Genomic DNA, 19,219 nt, shown 5'->3' with positions numbered 1-19,219 from the left:
CTCCGCACCCGGGTAATCAGGCTTGCGGAGTCATGACTCGTTTTTTCTCTGTGGATATCGCCATCAGGATGCCAAAGCCGGCAAAGAGCGCGACAATCGCAGTACCGCCCTGACTGATTAACGGCAAGGGCACTCCCACGACCGGCAACATGCCCGATACCATGCCCATGTTGACGAATACATAGACAAAAAATGTGGAGCTGATACTCGCCGCCAACAGGCGACCAAAAGTGTTTTGCGAGTTGACCGCGATCCTCAATCCGCGAACGATCACCATGGCGTAGATCACCAACAACAGGATGACGCCAAGCAGGCCAAATTCTTCCGACATCACCGCAATAATAAAATCCGTATGCCCTTCTGGCAGGAAATCCAGGCGCGACTGGGTGCCTTCCATCCACCCCTTACCAGAGAGACCACCGGAGCCGATTGCTGTTTTGGACTGGATAATGTTCCACCCGGTTCCCAACGGGTCCTGGGTTGGGTCAAGCATGGTCAGCACACGCTGGCGCTGGTAGTCATGCAGCATAAAATGCCAAATGGGCCACAGGCTGGCGAGAAACACCGCTACCGCCGCAACGATGTAACGCCACAAAAGGCCACTGAAAAACAGCACCATGATGCCCGAGGTCGCCACCAGGATAGAGGTACCCAGATCCGGTTGCTCAATGATCAGGGCTGTTGGCACACCAATCAACCCCAATACTGCCATCACATGCTTGAAACGCGGCGGCAAAAAACGCCCGCTCAGGTAGGCAGCAATAGCAATGGGCAGGGCAAGCTTCATAATTTCCGAGGGTTGGAAGCGGAAGCCGCCAATTTGTAGCCAGCGCTGCGCCCCCATGGCGACATTGCCAAAGACGGTCACCGCCAGCAGCAGAATTACCCCGCCCACATAGGCAAAAGGGGCCATACGCCGCATAAAATCCACGGGTATCTGCGCCACCACAAACATAGTGACGTAGGCAATGCCAAAAAAGGTTGCCTGCTTTTCAACACTGGGCAGGTGATGGCCGCTGGCACTGTAGAGCACGGTCAAACCGACCAGGGTCAGAATCATCAGCAGTGCCAGCAAAAAGAAGTCGATATGCAAACGCTCGGCAAGGCGCGCCCGGCGACTGAACGCGCTGGCAGCTTCGGGCATACGACGCAAAAAATCTTGTCTACTCATCGATCAATTCCCCGGCGCAACGGCAGCAGAGGATGCGCTGCTACTCGCCCGCGCCTCCTGTGCGGCTTTGCGCTCAGCGATGTAGTTATTGGCGCGCTTGACGATCGCGGCATGGTGGAACCCCAGCGGCGGTACAAATTCATCCGGCTTCAGGTAGTAGCCGAGCAGGTGAGCATCCATCATGGCGCGCGCCACAGGGGCGGCTTGGCTGGAACCACCCTCGGCGTTTTCCAGCATCACCGCGACCGCAATTTGCGGGTTTTCCACCGGGGCAAATGCCACAAACAAGGCGTGATCGCGGTGGCGCTCTTTGAGCAGGCCAGAATTGTATTTGGCATTTTGGGCAATCCCCACCGCTTGCGCGGTTCCTGACTTGCCCGCCATACGATATTCCGAGCGCTCTGCGGCGCGGCGAGCGGTACCACGGGCACCGTGCATCACTTCGGACATGCCCTCAAAAATCGCATTCCAATATTCCGGTTTGGTTTCCAATTGGCTTTCAATCACCGGCGGTAAGGGTTGATCGCCAATTTGCTTCACAAATTGCGGGCGGTAGCGCGTACCGCGATTGGCAATCGTGGCGGTCATTACTGCCAGTTGCATGGGCGTCACCAATACGAACCCCTGACCCACTGACATATTGACGGTATCACCCGGATACCAGGCCTGCCCTTTGGCAGCGCGCTTCCACTCGCGCGATGGCCATACACCTTTGCGCTCGCTGGGAATATCGATACCGGTCAGCATCCCCAAGCCAAAGTGGGCGCCAAATTCGCTGATGTGGTCAATCCCCATGCGCACCCCCAAATCCCAGAAATAGGTATTACAGGATTCAGCCAGCGCGGTCTTGAGGTTAACCATGCCATGTCCGCCACCGGTTTTTGCCAGAATCCAGTCGCGGTAGATGCGCGAACTGCCGGGCAAGGTATAAAAACCACGGTCGGCAATAGCGCGATTCACATCGGTATAACCGTTATACAACCCCGCCATCCCTACTACAGGTTTGACGGTAGAGCCCGGTGGATACTGGGCTTGCAGGAAGCGGTTAAACAAAGGAGTGTCTATATCTTCATTGAGTGCGCGATAGTTAGGCACACTAATCCCGGTCACAAACAGGTTGGGATCAAAACCGGGGTAGCTGACGGCAGCCAATACACCGCCCGTTTTCACATCAATCGCCACCACCGCACCACGGCGCCCGCGCATCACCGCAGTGGCGGTCTCCTGCAAGCGGGCATCCAGATACAGGTGCAAATCACTGCCCTGTTTCGGGTCGATACGATCCAACACGCGCATAACGCGACCACGTGCATTGGTCTCCACGTTCTGGCTGCCAACCTGCCCTAACAAGACTTCTTCGTAGCTGCGCTCTATGCCGTTTTTACCAATAGAGTGAGTACCGGAATAACGCTGTACCTGTTCAGGGCTAAATGATGTGACTTCCCGCTCACTGATGCGGCCGGTATAGCCAATCACGTGGGCAAACAGGTCCGAATAGGGGTAGTTGCGTACCAATTCCGCGTTAACCTCAACGCCATCCAACAAATGCTGGTTGACCGCCAGACGGGCGATCTCGTCTTCCGTCAGCCGGTAACGCAAAGGCACCGGATCCAGCGAGTGACGACGCTGCTTTTTGGCTTTGTAGAATTTTTCCAGGTCTGAGGGCGTGATCTCGATGATGGATTTGAGCAGATCCAGGGTGGCATCCAACTCGATCTGGCTGGAACTGATCACATAAAGGGTAAAGCTGGGCTTGTTGTCAGCGAGCAATAAGCCGTTGCTATCAAAAATCAGCCCGCGCGTAGGCGCAACCGGCTGTACATGCACGCGGTTACGCTCGGACTGGGTCGCGTATTCTTCGTAGTTAACGATCTGCAAATCGTAGTAGCGATAGACTACTGTAGAAGCCAAAAGCAGCATAAAGCCGGCCATCACCAGAATGCGATTGCGAAATAATCGTGCCTCGCGCAGGTGATCTTTAAACTGTTGGTCTTCTTGCATTCTTGGGCCAGAGAGTAATCAAAATCGTGTTGGAATAATGGATATTGCAGCCAGTCAGGGTGCAAACACCCCGTGTTATTTGTGATACGGGTGGTTTTGCAAAATACTACAGGCGCGATACAGCTGTTCAATCACCAGAATGCGCACCAGCGGGTGCGGCAGCGTGAGCGGTGACAGCGACCATTTGATCGATGCCAGCGACAAACACTCTGGCGCCAAACCGTCGGGGCCACCAATCAACAAGCAGTAATTAAACCCGCTCATCTTCCAGCCAGCGAGGTTCTCTGCCAGTTGCTCTGTACTCCAGGGCTTGCCCTTTACCTCCAGAGCAATCACCTGCTCGCCTTTGCCGCCTTTTTCAATCGCAGCAACTATGGCCTCGCCTTCTTTTGCCATGGCCGTAGCGATGTCCGTATTTTTGCCGCGCTGGGCGAGCGGCAGCTCTACCATTTCCACAGTCACATCGCGCGGCATGCGCTTGGCATATTCGGCGTAACCCTGCTCAACCCAGTCGGGCATTTTGGTGCCCACGGCAATAATACGAATGCGCATCAGCGATTCACCCGCTGTGGCTTAAATACGGTTAGCGGGTTTCATCGACCAGAGTTTTTCCAACTCGTAATAGTCGCGGGTTTCCTGTTGCATCACGTGTACAACGGTATCGCCGTAGTCCACCAACACCCAATCGCCGGCATCCAGCCCCTCTATTCCCAACGCGCGAAAGCCGGACTTCTTGGTTTCTTCCACCAGATTTTCCGCCAGTGAGCGGGTGTGACGGCTGGAGGTACCACTGGCAATAATCAGGGTGTCCATTACGTCGGTGAGTTCATGCACATCGAGCGTCACTATGTCTTTGCCTTTGAGGTTTTCAAGGGCGTTAATGATCGCTTGGTTTAAATCAGACATTCAATTACCTATAAGTTTTAAAAAAATCAGACTGTTTTCAACAATGAGAAACACAACAACTTTATTCACAATAAAGCTGCTGCGCATGGATGTAATTCAAGACCGCATCCGGCAATAAAAATTGCGGTGACTGTCCACTCTTGATCTGGGCGCGAATCTCCGTTGCCGATATCGGCAACAGCCGCGGCGCAGCGATAATCACGGCACCAGCCGCTGCTGCCTGAATAGCATCTGCACCTGCGCGATGACGCCTTAGTAAGTCAGCAACCGGCCCCACCACTGGCAACTCATAACCGGGGCGCTCCACGACCACAATATGCGCCAACCGAATCAGCTGCGACCATTCGTGCCAGCTATCCAGCGTGCAAAAACTATCCATCCCCATACACAAACTCAGGCTGACTTGTTCTCCCAGTTGGGCACGCAGTTCGGTGAGAGTGTCTACAGTGTAGGACGGCCGATCACGCTGCAGCTCGCGTGTATCAAGTTGCAACTGCGGGCAGTCCTGCAAGGCCAGACGCAGCATTGCCACTCGCTGGTTTGCAGTGGCACCCGGCGCAGCGCGATGCGGAGGCAGGTAACAGGGCAAGAGATGCATCTCATCCAGTGAGAATTGTTGCTTTAATTCCAACGCCAACCGCAAATGCCCGAGATGAATCGGGTCAAAAGTGCCACCAAAAATACCGAGACATTTGCGCATGTTTTACTGGCGAATATGCCCATCGCCAAACACTATCCACTTTTGCGAGGTCAGACCTTCAAGACCAACCGGGCCGCGCGCGTGGATCTTATCGGTCGAGATACCAATCTCTGCGCCCAGACCATACTCAAAACCATCGGCAAAGCGAGTGGAGGCATTGACCATTACCGATGCAGAGTCAACTTCGGTGATAAAGCGACGCGCACGGGTATAGTCTTCGGTAACTATGGCATCGGTATGCTGTGAACTGTATTGGTTAATGTGCGCAATAGCCTCATCCAGACCTGCCACGACCTTGATCGATAAAACCGGCGCCAGGTATTCAGTGGCCCAATCCTCTTCCGTCGCCACATTAGCCTTGATCAGTGCGCGGGTTTGCTCATCGCCGCGCAGCTCAACGCCTTTTTCACCATAAGCAGTGGCAAGGCGCGGCAAAATAGCGGCCGCAACAGCCTGGTGAACGAGCAGGGTTTCCATGGCGTTACACACACCATAGCGATGGGTTTTGGCATTCATGGCAATGGTGAAGGCTTTATCAAGGTCAGCCTTATCATCGATATACACATGACAAATACCGTCCAGGTGTTTGATGACCGGTACCTTGGCATCGTTGCTGATACGCTCAATCAAACTCTTGCCGCCGCGAGGCACAATCACATCCACAAATTGCGGCATGGCAATTAATTCACCCACAGCAGCGCGATCGGTTGTTTCAACCACTTGCACCACATCGGCTGGTAAACCGGCAGTTTTCAGGCCCGTCTGCAAACAGTTGGCGATGGCGCGATTGGAATGAATCGCCTCACTGCCGCCGCGCAAAATAGCCGCATTGCCTGACTTCAAACACAAGCTCGCCGCATCAATGGTAACGTTCGGGCGCGACTCATAAATAATGCCCACTACGCCCAGAGGCACGCGCATCTTGCCTACCTGAATACCGGTGGGGCGATAGCTCATGCCTGTGATTTCACCACAGGGATCAGCCAGTGCAGCAACCTGACGCAGACCTTCGATCATGCCGTCGATGGTCGCCGGTTTCACCGCCAGACGATCCAACATGGCCGCATCCAAACCATTGGCCTTACCGGCGGCAAGATCTTTCTGGTTTTCAGCCACCAGCGTAATGCGGGATTTATCCAACTCAGCAGCAATCGCCAGCAGCGCAGCATTTTTTACCGCCGTAGGCGCCGCGGCAATCACACGGGAGGCGGCACGCGCTTTGCGGCCTACTTCAGCCATATATTCTTTGACGTTCAATTCAGACATGAAACAACCTGTTGCGGGTAATCTGGAAAAAATGGCCGCGATTATAACCTGAGTACCAACCAAAGTTGGCGCTGCATGCGCCTTTATTTCAGCTTTTTCGCGAATGTCGACAAATGTGTGGCAGCGCGCAAGAAACCAGATCACTACCGAAAAATGCGCGCAACCTTCAGTTTTGATTCAGTTTATGGGGACTAGTCTGAAACTGTGCAATCGCCAACCAACACCTTCGGCAGTGCACACAATCAATGGCACCTTTTCACAGGAATCGACACCATGAAAAAATTGTTAGCATTCAGCGCACTGGCCAGCATCAGCTTGTTGCTGGCTAACAATGCCCTTGCCGATGGAAAACACTACAAGCATTCACACCCGCACAAACATGAACGCAGCTATCGCGTAGAACACCGCGAGCGCGTTGTGTACCGCGACGACTATGCCCGTGTTGTGCGCAGCACGCCTATTTACCGCGATGTTGCTATCCGCGTACCCGTTGATTCCTGCCACGTAGAAACCGTGGCCTACAATGAGCGTCGCGGTGGCGACTCGTTCCAGGGCACAGTGGTCGGTGGGCTGATTGGCGCAGCTATCGGCCATGAAGTCGGTCGCAATGGTCACGCGACAGCGGCCGGTGGCTTGATTGGAGCGGCAATAGGCAATAATGTGGCCGGCGGCAGCCGCAGCGTGACCCGCTATGAAGATCGCGAAGTCTGCTCTACCCGCTACCGCACAGAATACCAGCGCGAGCTGGTAGGCTATGATGTCACCTACCGTTACGATGGTCGCGTCTATACTACAGAGACGCGCCACCACCCCGGTGACCGTATTGTGCACGTTAGAGATCGCTACTAGTTACCTCACCATACAGCCTCACACGGGGTAAGGGTCAAATTGACCTTTGCCCAAACAGCGGCGATAGTGATGCAGTGCTATCTCCCAGTTGGAATTTGTTATGTTGCAGTCAAAGACCTCCCGCACCACATCACTTGTCGCCTGTCGCCAAGTGGGTATCGCTATTCGTCATGCACTCTCCGCCGCGCTAAGCCTGACCTTATTGGCCAGTCTGGTAGCGTTCGCCGACCCCTCGCTGCTGGACGGCGATATGGGCATGCCGTCCAGCGCGCCGGACAATTCATTGATCGACAGCAAGAGCATCAGCGCCGATCCTGTGCAGCCCAAACTCTCCCCGGCGCAAGCCGCCGCATTGGTGCGCGCCAAAGTGGGCGGACAAGTGATGAGCGTTAACAGCCAACGCAGTGAGTCCGGCGTCATTTATGGTGTTAAAGTGCTTAATGATGGCCGTATGCGTGTCATCAATGTCGATGGCCAAACCGGCCAGTTGCTCAACCAGTAATCCATCCAGCCTTTACAGAATAACGTCAGGATCACCCTATGCGCATTTTGATTGTGGAAGATGAAAAACCCCTGCGCGAGCAAATTCTCGCCCTGATGGCCGACGAAAAATACGCGTGTGACAGCGCCGCCGACGGTCGCGAAGGGTTATTTCTGGGCAGTGAATACGATTATGATCTGGCCATTATCGACCTGGGCCTGCCACTGCTGGATGGCACCCAACTGATCCGCGAACTGCGCAGCAAATCGCGCAACTTTCCCATTTTGATTTTGACTGCACGCGGCAACTGGCAGGACAAGGTACAAGGCCTGGAAGCCGGTGCCGATGACTACCTGACCAAACCCTTCCACCCCGAAGAGCTGCGCGCCCGCATTCACGCCCTGCTGCGCCGCGCCAGTGGTCACGCCTCCTCAGTGCTGCGCTACGGCCCTATCACCATTGATACCAGTGCCAAGCGTGTGCACCGCGATGAGACCGAAGTGGAACTGACCAGCTTTGAGTACAACACCCTCACTTATCTGGCGCTACATGCCGGTAAAAACATCTCCAAAAGCGAGCTGACCGAACACCTTTATGCCCAGGACTACGACCGCGACAGCAATGTGATTGAAGTGTTTGTCGGGCGCCTGCGCAAGAAACTCGACCCCGATGGCAGCCTCAACCTGATCAGTACCCAGCGCGGCCTGGGCTACCGGTTCAATCTGGATGTTCAATAAGCCTTGTCCAAGCTCAAGGCACGCTTCTCTTCTATCGCGGCCAGGCTGTTGCTGGCCTCGGCAGTATTGCTGCCGCTATTCCTGGGGCTGACCGGTTTTTTTCTGGATCGCGCCTTTGAAAACAGCCTGAACGTTGCCGAAACGTCGCGCTTGCGCGGGCACATCAACCTGTTGTTCAGCGTTGCCGAGCCGGAAGTGCGCAACAATCGCTTCGACAGCCTGCGCATGCCAGTCACCCTGAGTGAAGCCGATTTTGAGCACCCCAACTCGGGCTTGTACGGCTACATTTTCAACGGCCAGGAAAAACTGGTCTGGCACTCCAACTCTGCCGCCCTGCGCGATCCGCCGCCCTACAACAGCGTGGTCACCAAAGACTCCCCCGGGCAACTGGTTTTCAGTGAACAACGACTGGATAAAAACCTGCATTTTGTCGCGAGCTACGCGGTCAATTGGGAGGACGCCAGCGGCAAACCAACACCGTTTTATTTTGTGGTGATCCACGGGGCGACCGAATTCAAAGCGGAGCTCAAAGCCTATCGCAACGAACTCTGGCGCTGGCTGGGCGCCGCCGGGATTTTCCTGCTCATCGCACAGACCATGATTCTGCGCTGGGGCCTACGCCCACTGGGCAAGCTCGCCGTGGCGCTGAAAAAAATGCAGAGCGGCGATACCAGTAACATCGCCGGAGAACACCCCAGGGAACTGCAAAAAATCGTCGACAACCTCAATCAGGTATTGGAGCGCGAACAGGCCTTGCGCCAGCGCTATCGCAATAGTCTGGCCGACCTCGCGCACAGCTTGAAAACGCCTCTTGCAGTACTGCAGAGCCGGCTTGGACAGGGTGCAGAATCCGACGGCGAATTGCAGCAAATCGCCAGCGAGCAAGTCGCTCGCATGAATCAGGTGGTGACCTACCAATTGCAGCGCGCCGTCTCCAGCCAACAGCACGGCAGCTTCCGTCGCACCCGTATCGAGCCTATTGCCCAGCGCTTATTTGCCGCCTTGCAAAAGGTATATGCCCATAAAAAAATGAAACAATCGCTAGCCTTGGCCCCCAACTCCATAGTCGCGGGCGATGAACAGGATGTGATGGAATTGCTCGGCAACCTGCTGGAGAACGCCTTCAAATACGGCCATCAGGAAGTGCGGATGAGCTCATCCCTGACTGACAACCAACTGTGCATCGAGATAGAAGATGACGGCCCCGGCGTGCCTGAGGACCAGACTGAACGTATTCTGGAACGCGGCCAGCGGCTGGACACCAACCAACCCGGACAAGGCATTGGCCTGGCAGTCGCTGCTGAAATTATTCGCAGCTACGATGGCGATATCCGCATCAGTCGCTCCGGGCTGGGCGGCGCACGCTTTAGTATTTTCCTCCCCATCCCTGCCTCGCCCGACTAACCGGCTGTAAGCCAAAGCGCACAACCGACTCATCCAAACCTTACAACACGCGCGGCTTTTCGCGACTGTTGCCCAACACTATTGTCGCCGATACTGGCACCATCAACCCTGTGTACACATGACGTGCACACCACTCACTCCGCAAAGGAAGGCATAAGATTGACCCAAGACAATGACTTCGAGGAGAGAAGTACCATGACCGCCAGGACTTGCATCGCTGTTGACTCAACCTGCGATTTACCCGCCAAATTTATCCAGCAACACAATATTGAAGTGCTGCCGATTTACATCAACCACGCCAAAGGGCAAGAGCTGGATTATCGCGACCCGCAAACCATGCTCAACTTTTACAAAAATCACAGCCGCGATGTTTACGGTCTGGCGCAATCTGATCCACTCTCCGTCAATGACATGACCGACATACTCAAAAAGCGCCTGCTGCCCAAATACGATTTGGTACAAGTAGTTACCATCAATAGCAAAAAAAGTGATGTATTCAAACGCGTATCCGAAGCGGCACTGGTCAATGAACCCAGGTTCCGCGAATTGGAGCGCGACGAAGGCCGTGCACCTTTTCGTATTCGCCTCTACGATTCCATGTCCATGTTTACCGGCCACGCACTGCTGGTTTACGAATTGGTGAAGCGCATCCAGGTAGATAAGTTACCGCTCAATAAATCCATCCGCGAAATCGACAATATGCGCGATCAGGTCTATGGGTATTTGATCCCCAATGACTTGTCCTACATGCGCGAACGCCGTCACCTGCGCAAAGGCGATAACAATATTTCATGGATCAATTTCAAACTGGCCAGCGCCCTGAATCTGCGCCCCATAGTGCAATTGCATCGCGGCAATACCGACAAAATTGATACCGGCAAAGGGTTTCTCGGCGCACTGGAAAAACTGCTGGAGCATGTGAAAAAACAAATTCAGCAAGGCCTGACCAGCGATGTAATTACCATGAGCTACGGCGGTTTACTGGAGGAGATTAAAGACGAACCGGTACTGGTCGCTTTCCGCGAATTTTGCAAACAGCACAATCTCAAAACCATGCTCTCGATGATGAGCATGACCGGTGCAGTGAATGTAGGTCCTAAATCGTTTGCGCTGTCATTCGCAACCGACAAGGATTTGGTGTAATCCCAAAAACACAAACCCCGGCACTGGCCAGGGTTTGTGTTTTTGTGCTGTCATCACGCTTAATGGATTAACTTTGCAAACCAAACATAGCCGCAATGTAAGCCACATAGCCTGCCAGCAATAACGCACCTTTGAGGCGCGACAAGCGCAAGCCAAAAAACAAGAACAACAGCAGCACAACAGTCACTGCCAACATCACAAACTGGTCGATCTCCAACAGGCGCCCTTCCAATGGAAGCGGTGTAATAGTGGATGAAATACCCAGAATGCACAGAATATTAAAAATACAGCTGCCGATAATATTGCCCACCGCCACATCCGCATGTTTACGAATAGCCGCAACAATCGACACCGCCAATTCCGGTAAGGACGTCCCCACCGCCACGACGGTCAAGCCAATAATGGCCTCTGGCACCCCTAGCTCCTGTCCCAGCCCCACGGCACCCAACAAAAAGCGATTGGCGCCCACAATCAACATCGCCAAGCCACCAATGGTAGCCAGCAGAGTCATGGGGATGGACATGGGCAGCATCTCAATTTCGTCTGCCTCTGCTTTATGCAACTGCGCTTCCGGACTGGACGTATCCTCACGCTCGGTACGATAGGCCCAGACCAAATAAGCAGCAAGAAGCCCAAGCATCAAAATACCTTCCAGCCGCCCGAGCCCCCCAAAACTTGCCAGCCCCATGAACAGGAGTGTTGCAAACAGCATGGTAAGGCCGTCGCGGCGCAGCGACTTGATATGGGTCACTAACGGCATAATCACCGCACTTACCCCCAAGATCAGCAGAATATTGGCGATATTACTGCCAATTACATTGCCCACCGCAATCGCAGGCGAACCACTAAGCGCTGCTTGCAACGACACCACCAATTCAGGTGCAGAGGTACCAAAACCAACAATCACCAACCCCGCCAACAAGGGCGACACGCTCATTCGACGCGCTGCTGCCAAGGCACCACGCACCAAAGCCTCGCCACCAACAGTCAACAGCACCAAACCGACAAGTAACCACAACAAATGAATCATTAACCAAGCCCCCTCTGTTTTTAATGTGGCGGAACTATACCTGCAAATATCATCGCTCGTAAATTTAGCGTAAATACAAATAGCACTCGCCCACAAAAAAGCCCGCATAACGCGGGCTTGGTATTGGGTCGAGTATTAGTTGTCGTAACCGTTCGGGTTTTGTGACTGCCAGCGCCAGGCATCCTGCATCATGCGCTCCAACCCGAATTCGGCAGTCCAGCCCAATTCCGTTTTGGCCTTGACCGGATCGGCGTAACAACTGGCAATATCCCCCGGGCGGCGCGGCACTATTTTGTAAGGCACAGGGCGACCGCTGGCCACTTCAAATGCCTTAACCATTTCCAGTACGGAATAACCGCGCCCTGTTCCCAGGTTGTAGGCACGACAACCGGCGCCTGACTTTTCCAGCCCCTGCAACGCCGCCACATGCCCTTTGGCCAAGTCCACCACATGGATGTAATCGCGCACGCCGGTACCATCCACTGTGTTGTAATCATCGCCAAACACGCTCAATTCCTTGAGTTTGCCAATTGCCACTTGCGCCACAAATGGCAACAAATTATTGGGGATTCCGGCGGGATCTTCGCCAATCAGACCACTTTCATGGGCACCGACCGGGTTGAAGTAGCGCAGCAATGAGAAGTTCCACTGGCTATTTGGCGCCTTGGCAATATCGCGCAGAATCTCTTCCACAATCAATTTACTGCGGCCATAAGGGTTGGTGGCCGAGGTCGCAAAGGACTCATCAATAGGCACCGACACAGGGTCGCCATACACAGTGGCGGAAGAGCTGAAAATCAATTTCCACACAGCAAACTCTTCCATCACTTCCGTGAGCGACAAGCTGCCGGCCACATTGTAGCGATAGTATTTCATGGGAATCTGGTTGGACTCCCCCACCGCCTTCAAACCCGCAAAATGCATAACAGCGCCAAAGTTGTGCGCCGCAAACACCTTACGCATAGATTCTTTGTCATTGATATCGACTTCATAAAACACCGGTTCAACACCGGTGATTTTTGCTACGCGCTTCAAGGCTTCAGGTTTGCTGTTGCAGAGGTTATCCACCACCACCGGCGAATAACCATTATTGATAAGCTCCACACATACGTGGCTGCCAATAAAACCGGCTCCACCGGTCACAAGAATAGGAGTGCGAGACATGAAAGATTCCTTATAAATAAAAAGCCGCAAGCGTGCATTGAATCAGACTTACCTGTGCAGCATAAGGGCTATCGAAGAATCTTTTATTAAATCATATAATTAATACTTAAGCAAAAAACCAATAAAAAAGGCAAGCCGGTGTGCTTGCCTTTTTTGAGCAGTTTCAGCGAGTTAAAACTTATTCGATTGGCAGAGTAAAGCCAACAACAAATTTAGCTTCGTCGTTTACAGTTTCATCTTTGTCATCGATTACTTTACCTAAGGTGAAGCTGAGTTTGTCATTGTAGGCATAAGTTAAATCAACGTGAGCAACACCATCAACTGAATCGGTATCGTCCATATGAACACCATACTTCAGTGTAAATTTGTCTAATACTACCGCCAAAGTTGCATAAGAATAACTGTTATCACCATAGTCTTTAGCGGCAATGTTTTTGAAATAAGTAGCGGTTACTGGACCATAACCAAGAGAAACTACCGCTTCGGTGAAGTCTGCAGGAGACACATCCACCTGAGGATAAACGTATGACCACAGGCTTACATCATATCTAAAATCACCAAGTGAACCGCCATATCCAGCATACAAGTCGTATTCTTGTCCATCATCGAAGTCACCAGAGCTTGCCCACACACCGGTATAAAAACCGCTTACGCTGTATTTCAAATCACCCCATACTTGTGCATCACCTTCACCCAAATCCAGACCACGCCAGTAGTACATGTTAGCGGCACCAATAGCTGCTGAGACTTCAGCATGGGCAGCTGGCACAGAAAAACCTGCCATTGCAGAAAGAGCGATTGCACCAGCAACTAACTTTTGTTTCATTTTCATGAGTTCTTCCTCTAATTAATGGTCTTTTCACTTGTGTTTTAATACAGCTATTGATAATTCACACTAGCCTGATCCGGATATTGCAGATACCAAGCCAATTTTATTTTTTCTATATATATCAAAAACTTAATAATGGAATACAAGATTGAATACCAAAAACCAAACAACCCACAGCACCAACATGGTGCGCAAAATGCGAACAGCTTCGCAAGTTGCGCACCAATAACACTCATTTATAACGATCCACTTCTTCTTGCGCCTGTTTCAACAAAATTTGCACCTCGGATTGCTCGATAATCGCAGGCTCACGCAAGGCGCGCAGCAGCTTTGTCGTCAGTGCACCATGCCATTCGCGCAGCGACCAGGGCGAGTACAATAAGAGCGCAGCCAGCACAATGCTCACGCCAATCAATGTCTGCACCGGCAAGACTTCATCTGCCAGGTGTTTACCAATAACAATCGCGAGCACGGGTGTCATCAATGTAACAAGCGACACCGCACTGGCAGACAGCCGCTGCAAAATGAAGAAAAACATCACCGCTCCCAACAGTGATCCGACGATCGCCAAATACACCACTGCACCGGCCGATTTTAATGAGACCTGCGCCGGGATACTGCCATCCATCCACCACCAGCTAAGCAGCAGTCCGGGCAGTGCAAATAACAATGCCCCTGTTGCCTGTTGAAACGGTGCGGTTTGTTGCCGACTCTGTTCGCTTATTTTTTTTACCCACACACTACTAAAACTAAATAGCGCACAAGACAACAAAATACCCACCACACCGTAGATCGAATCGGAATCAAAACGCATTTGATGATAAAAAATTACCACTAATCCGCTAATCGCCAGCAATAGCGCCAATACGCGCTTAATACCAAATGGATTCTGCTTCAACAGGAGCAGTGTCATCACGCCGGTAGCAAAAGGCGATAAGGCAAAAATAATCGCCACCAAACCAGAGGGAATAAATTGTGCAGCCCAATACACCAACGGCATATTGGGAAATATACCCAGTGACGCCGCAAAATAAATTTTGCGCTGATACCAATAATCCAGCAGTGATTGGCGCAGCAGCGCGTGAACCGCTAATGCCAGCGCCAGGGCGAGCAACATACGTGAGGCAGCAGCAGCGATAAAACTCAGGCTATCGCTACTCCATTGAATGGCAAGGGGAGTGGTTGCCCATATGAGCACCACTGAAATATAAGCAAAGAAAACGGCCACGGCATAACTCCTTATTGCCCCATGAGCAACTCATCAGTAAATCGCCGCAGCACAAGATCAGCACAGGAGCTGATTTAAAAAACTGAAACCAAAAAAACAAAAAGGCCGCAGTTTTTATGCTGCGGCCTTTGTTTATAACGATTATTCAACTAATCAACAAAATCCGCCTCGCAATAGATGACGCCCGCAAACCAAATAGTTGGTCGCAGCCCACAGCTATGCTTGATGGAGTTCATCTGGTACATAATTAATTGATCTAAGGTTATAAGGTTTTTTGTAACTGGATCGAGAGTAATTTAATTCTTATCCAGCGACAAGTCATTTTTGCTGTTTTTTTTATCGCGATGGATCGCCTATACTCAGCGGCATTATTTTTTGCGACAACAACAATGAAAACATATCTGGTTGGCGGCGCTGTCCGCGATAAATTATTACATCGCCCGGTCACTGAACATGACTGGGTTGTGGTAGGCAGCAGCCCTGAACAAATGGAGCAACTCGGCTTTACTGCGGTTGGCAAGGATTTTCCAGTATTCCTGCACCCCGACACCAAAGAAGAATATGCCCTCGCCCGCACTGAGCGCAAAACCGGCCACGGTTATGGCGGTTTTAGTTTTTATTGCGGGCAGGAAGTGACTCTTGAAGATGACCTGATCCGTCGCGACCTTACCGTCAATGCCATGGCACAAGATGAGCACGGCCAGATTATCGACCCCTACAATGGCCAGCAGGATCTTGCCGATAAATTATTGCGTCATGTCTCACCTGCATTTGCCGAAGACCCAGTGCGCATTCTGCGCATTGCCCGTTTCGCAGCGCGCTATCACCATTTGGGCTTTCGTGTTGCCGATGAAACCATCGCGCTCATGCGCGCCATGGTGACTAATGGCGAGGTAGATCATTTAGTTGCCGAACGCGTGTGGAAAGAAACCGAGCGGGCATTGGGTGAACCCAATCCGGAAATTTTTATTGAAGTGCTACGCGCCTGTGATGCATTGGCTCGCTTGTTTCCGGAAATTGATGCACTCTTTGGTGTGCCGCAAACAGCGGTACACCACCCGGAAATAGATACCGGCATTCACACACTGATGAGCTTGCAACAGGCGGTTAAGTTAGGCGCAAATAGCTGCATTCGTTTTGCAACGCTGTTGCACGATCTGGGAAAGGCGACAACGCCGCACGAAGAGTGGCCGCGGCACATTGCCCACGAAGCGCGCAGCTTACCGCTCATAAAACAACTGTGCGCGCGCATTGCCGCGCCCAAAGACTATAAGGAATTGGCACTGCTCACGGCGCAATGGCACACCCACTGTCATCGCGCCCTGGAATTAAAACCGACGACACTGTTAAAAGTATTGCAGGCCACCGATGCATTTCGCAGGCCCGAACGTTTTGAGCAATTCCTGGTGTGTTGCGAGGCCGATGCACGTGGTCGTACGGGTTTTGAATCACGCGACTACCCACAAGCGGATTTTTTCCGCCAGTGCTTACTGGCAGCCAAACAGATTGATATCGCCGCCGTTCAAACATTGGGGCTGACAGGCCAAGCATTTGGTGAGGCGCTTGATCGGCAGCGCGTGCAACAAATCACTGCATTAAAAAACGCAAGGGATAATGCACCAGGCTCATCACATTAACTCACCCATTTTTTGTAACGGGAATCGCCTTATGCCTAATAACACCAAGGTCGCACTGGTTACCGGCGCAGCAAAACGTATCGGCGCCGAAGTTGCGCGCCACTTGCATGCGGCCAATTTCAATCTGGTTATTCACTACCATCATTCTGAAACCGATGCGCGCTCACTGGCCAGCGAATTAAATGCTGTACGCGCGAATTCCGCCATTGCGATTGGAGCCGATCTGAATAATCACGCGCAACTCCAAGCGCTGGCACAAGAGGCTAGCGCGCAATGGGATTGCCTCACCCTGCTGGTCAATAATGCTTCCAGCTTTTATCCAACACCTTTTGATAAGGCAAGTCTGGAGGATTGGGATAATTTAATCGGTTCCAATTTAAAAGCACCCTACTTTTTAGCTCAGGCACTCGCCCCACAACTCACCGCCGCTGCGGGCTGTATTATCAATATTGCCGACATCTATGCAGAAAAACCGCTACGCAACCACACAATTTACTCTATCGCCAAAGCGGGCAACCTGATGCTGACCAAAAGCCTCGCGCAAGAATTGGCGCCGCGCGTGCGCGTTAATGGGATAGCCCCCGGCGCTATTCTCTGGCCGGATGACAGCCATAAAAAACCGGAAGATAAACTATCCGATGAAGACAAAGAAAAAATGCTGTGTAAAATCCCACTGCAACAACGCGGTCAAGCACAGGATATCGCCAAGGCAATTTTGTTTTTGGTCAATGATGCGCCCTATGTGACCGGCCAAATACTCGCCGTTGATGGCGGCCGCTCACTGACTATTTAATTCGGAATGCGCAGGAATCTTCATGATTAGAGCACAGCTATTAACAGCGGCAGGCGAATGGTTGAGCGGTGGCGATGAGCTGGTACAACGCTGGCGCACTGATAACAGTGGGTTTATCTGGATAGACCTGCTGGGCGAAGAAGCCCAGAGTGAAAAAGCATTTTTATTGTCGATGGATTGCCACCCCTTGGCAATTGAAGATGTACAGCGTTTTCGCCATCCACCCAAGACAGAAACCTTTGATAACTACACGCTGATTTTATATCGCGGCATCACCGAATTTAATAAAGACCTGACCATCCAACAAATGAACATTGCGCTCTTTGCCGGTGAGCGCTGCCTGATCAGCTGCCACCCGCGCCACTCCATGGGCGTGAATTATTACTGGGAAAATGCGCAGGCCGAAAATTTATTAATCAGCCCAGGCCTGCTGGCATCGCGCATTATGCGTTTCTCAGTCGGACGCTACCTGGAAGCAATTCTTGCTTTTGAGCCCTCGCTCACCGAGCTTGAAGATTCCATGCAGGAAAAACCCAATGACGAGGTTATGCGTGAACTGATCGCCTACCAAGCACGTTTGCGCAAACTAAAACGCATTTTCAGCTACCACGAAAAACTGGTCACCAATTTGTTGAAGGATGTTCCTCAACAGCTCATTGAGGAAGATGGTGATATAGAACATGCCCTGCAGGATTTATTTGAGCGCTGCGAGCGCCTCCACGGCTTGTGCACCATGTACTACGATATTTGCGGCGATTTGATTAATGGTTACCTGTCGATAAGCTCGCACCAATTGAACAACACTATGCGCGTGCTCACAGTTATCACGGCTATTTTTGTTCCACTGACATTTATTGCCGGTATTTACGGAATGAACTTTGAAAACATGCCCGAACTGCGCGCCCCGCACGGTTATTTTTATACGCTGGGAGCGATGCTGGTAATTGCGGCGGGCTTTGGCGTGTTCGCCTACAAAAAATGGCTATAGCCACTAGCGGCGGGCGGAAATTTTTTTACCCCGCCACTCAAAGTCAATCGCCCATAAGGATTGGGATGTCTGATCATATTCCTGCCACAGTTCGCCATAGGTTTTCTGTAGCTGCGGGTGGCACACCTGCGGCGCAATTTCTGCCAAGGGCAAGAGCACAAAGGCATTTTTGGTGATTTCTGCACGCGGCAACTCAATGCCGCCCTCCAAGCCGACAAAATCGCCGTAGGTCAAAATATCAATGTCCAAGGTACGCGGACTGAATTTCGGGCCACTGCGTTTGCGACCGTTCTCATCTTCAATGCGTTTCAATACCTCGGACAGCTCGACAATCGCCAGATGAGTCTGTGCACCTACGACAAGGTTGAAAAAGTTGCTGCCATCAAAACCAATGGATTTACTTTCATAGACCGATGAAATCGTTAAATCACCCAACAAATGTTCCAGCGCATCCAATGCCGCCGTAATGTGTTTGTAGCGCTCAACATTACTGCCCAAGCTTAAATAAATGGCCGTCATTGCGGGCGCGCTCCCGGCTTTTCACCGCGCTCAATAATCAGCCCAACATCGCGCGCGCCACGCACTGCACCGGGCTTGCTCAACCGCAAGCGCAACCAGGGTACATCAAACTCGCTGCGAATCATCTGCGCGATTTCTTCTGCAAGCGTTTCCACCAACAGTGCATTACGGTTTTCCACGTAGGCGATTAATCGCTTGGAAACCGCTTTGTAATTGAGCGCAAATTGAATGTCATCGGTAGCGGCAGCCTTGCGAATATCGCTCGCCATTTCCAAATCGATACTCACGGTCTGGCGCACTTCGCGCTCCCAATCGTAAATCCCGATAATGGTGTCGATACGTAAATCGCGAATGTAGACAATATCCATAAATA

At 52.1% G+C, this 19,219-nt stretch carries 20 protein-coding genes; 8 read left to right on the top strand and 12 right to left on the bottom strand.

All coding sequences use genetic code 11. The annotated features are described in order from the left end of the window. Positions 1-16 precede the first annotated feature (16 nt). From rodA to B0D95_RS19575, 6 genes are all read right to left on the bottom strand, one after another. On the bottom strand, positions 17-1,171 hold the full coding sequence (rodA, locus tag B0D95_RS19600) for a rod shape-determining protein RodA (RefSeq protein ID WP_078045444.1): 1,155 nt from the start codon (positions 1,169-1,171) through the stop codon (positions 17-19). Between the two features lie 3 nt (positions 1,172-1,174). Beyond that, a complete protein-coding gene (gene mrdA, locus B0D95_RS19595; RefSeq protein ID WP_078045443.1) occupies positions 1,175-3,172 on the bottom strand; it encodes a penicillin-binding protein 2 in 1,998 nt (665 codons plus the stop codon). Between the two features lie 75 nt (positions 3,173-3,247). Beyond that, on the bottom strand, positions 3,248-3,724 hold the full coding sequence (gene rlmH / locus B0D95_RS19590; RefSeq protein ID WP_078045442.1) for a 23S rRNA (pseudouridine(1915)-N(3))-methyltransferase RlmH: 477 nt from the start codon (positions 3,722-3,724) through the stop codon (positions 3,248-3,250). Between the two features lie 21 nt (positions 3,725-3,745). Further along, positions 3,746-4,078, bottom strand: a complete 333-nt coding sequence (gene rsfS / locus B0D95_RS19585) for a ribosome silencing factor (RefSeq protein WP_078045441.1) — start codon at positions 4,076-4,078, stop codon at positions 3,746-3,748. Between the two features lie 61 nt (positions 4,079-4,139). Next, positions 4,140-4,778 (bottom strand): nicotinate-nucleotide adenylyltransferase, encoded by a 639-nt coding sequence (gene nadD, locus B0D95_RS19580; protein ID WP_078045440.1) that lies wholly within the window; start codon positions 4,776-4,778, stop codon positions 4,140-4,142. A gap of 3 nt (positions 4,779-4,781) precedes the next feature. Continuing rightward, a complete protein-coding gene (locus tag B0D95_RS19575; protein ID WP_210403760.1) occupies positions 4,782-6,035 on the bottom strand; it encodes a glutamate-5-semialdehyde dehydrogenase in 1,254 nt (417 codons plus the stop codon). Between the two features lie 282 nt (positions 6,036-6,317). On the opposite strand from B0D95_RS19575, the gene B0D95_RS19570 reads away from it, so the two are divergent. From B0D95_RS19570 to B0D95_RS19550, 5 genes are all read left to right on the top strand, one after another. Beyond that, the gene (locus B0D95_RS19570; RefSeq protein ID WP_078045439.1) at positions 6,318-6,893 is read left to right on the top strand and encodes a glycine zipper 2TM domain-containing protein; all 576 of its coding nucleotides are present in this window, start codon (positions 6,318-6,320) and stop codon (positions 6,891-6,893) included. A gap of 100 nt (positions 6,894-6,993) precedes the next feature. Next, the gene (locus B0D95_RS19565) at positions 6,994-7,395 is read left to right on the top strand and encodes a PepSY domain-containing protein (protein WP_078045438.1); all 402 of its coding nucleotides are present in this window, start codon (positions 6,994-6,996) and stop codon (positions 7,393-7,395) included. 38 nt (positions 7,396-7,433) lie between these two features. Next, positions 7,434-8,111 (top strand): response regulator transcription factor, encoded by a 678-nt coding sequence (locus B0D95_RS19560; protein ID WP_078045437.1) that lies wholly within the window; start codon positions 7,434-7,436, stop codon positions 8,109-8,111. A gap of 3 nt (positions 8,112-8,114) precedes the next feature. Next, positions 8,115-9,515 (top strand): ATP-binding protein, encoded by a 1,401-nt coding sequence (locus B0D95_RS19555; RefSeq protein WP_078045436.1) that lies wholly within the window; start codon positions 8,115-8,117, stop codon positions 9,513-9,515. 195 nt (positions 9,516-9,710) lie between these two features. Beyond that, complete coding sequence (locus tag B0D95_RS19550) at positions 9,711-10,658, top strand: DegV family protein (protein WP_078045435.1); 948 nt, start codon at positions 9,711-9,713, stop codon at positions 10,656-10,658. Between the two features lie 67 nt (positions 10,659-10,725). Here the strand turns inward: B0D95_RS19550 and B0D95_RS19545 are convergent, their stop codons facing one another. The 4 genes from B0D95_RS19545 to B0D95_RS19525 form a co-directional block, all read right to left on the bottom strand. Further along, entirely contained in the window at positions 10,726-11,688 is a 963-nt protein-coding gene (locus B0D95_RS19545; protein WP_078045434.1) for a calcium/sodium antiporter, read from the bottom strand. 135 nt (positions 11,689-11,823) lie between these two features. Beyond that, positions 11,824-12,852 carry a UDP-glucose 4-epimerase GalE gene (gene galE, locus B0D95_RS19540; protein WP_078045433.1) on the bottom strand — a complete coding sequence of 343 codons (1,029 nt, stop codon included), beginning with the start codon at positions 12,850-12,852 and terminating at the stop codon, positions 11,824-11,826. A 178-nt stretch (positions 12,853-13,030) separates the two neighbouring features. Further along, complete coding sequence (locus tag B0D95_RS19535) at positions 13,031-13,684, bottom strand: TorF family putative porin (protein WP_078045432.1); 654 nt, start codon at positions 13,682-13,684, stop codon at positions 13,031-13,033. 229 nt (positions 13,685-13,913) lie between these two features. Then, complete coding sequence (locus tag B0D95_RS19525; RefSeq protein WP_078045430.1) at positions 13,914-14,909, bottom strand: DMT family transporter; 996 nt, start codon at positions 14,907-14,909, stop codon at positions 13,914-13,916. 389 nt (positions 14,910-15,298) lie between these two features. Here B0D95_RS19525 and B0D95_RS19520 point away from each other — a divergent pair, with 389 nt between their 5' ends. Genes B0D95_RS19520 through B0D95_RS19510 form a run of 3 tightly spaced genes read left to right on the top strand, consistent with a single transcriptional unit; the run spans position 15,299 to position 18,327 of the window. Continuing rightward, entirely contained in the window at positions 15,299-16,546 is a 1,248-nt protein-coding gene (locus B0D95_RS19520) for a multifunctional CCA addition/repair protein (RefSeq protein WP_078045840.1), read from the top strand. Positions 16,547-16,577: 31 nt separating this feature from the next. After that, entirely contained in the window at positions 16,578-17,339 is a 762-nt protein-coding gene (locus tag B0D95_RS19515) for a pteridine reductase (RefSeq protein WP_078045429.1), read from the top strand. Positions 17,340-17,361: 22 nt separating this feature from the next. Then, positions 17,362-18,327: a magnesium transporter CorA family protein gene (locus B0D95_RS19510; RefSeq protein ID WP_078045428.1), complete on the top strand. Its 966-nt coding sequence runs from the start codon at positions 17,362-17,364 to the stop codon at positions 18,325-18,327. Positions 18,328-18,330: 3 nt separating this feature from the next. Here B0D95_RS19510 and folK read toward each other — a convergent pair whose 3' ends face one another. Both folK and folB read right to left on the bottom strand, forming a co-directional pair. Further along, positions 18,331-18,846, bottom strand: coding sequence for a 2-amino-4-hydroxy-6-hydroxymethyldihydropteridine diphosphokinase (folK, locus tag B0D95_RS19505; RefSeq protein ID WP_078045427.1), 516 nt, complete (start codon positions 18,844-18,846; stop codon positions 18,331-18,333). Continuing rightward, positions 18,843-19,214 (bottom strand): dihydroneopterin aldolase, encoded by a 372-nt coding sequence (gene folB / locus B0D95_RS19500; RefSeq protein ID WP_078045426.1) that lies wholly within the window; start codon positions 19,212-19,214, stop codon positions 18,843-18,845. The genes folK and folB overlap by 4 nt, the downstream gene beginning before the upstream one ends. Between the last annotated feature and the right edge of the window lie 5 nt (positions 19,215-19,219).

The organism is Cellvibrio sp. PSBB023 (genome assembly GCF_002007605.1).
Classification (GTDB): domain Bacteria; phylum Pseudomonadota; class Gammaproteobacteria; order Pseudomonadales; family Cellvibrionaceae; genus Cellvibrio.
Note: the sequence above shows the minus strand (reverse complement) of the source record. Positions and strands in the feature narration are given on the sequence as shown.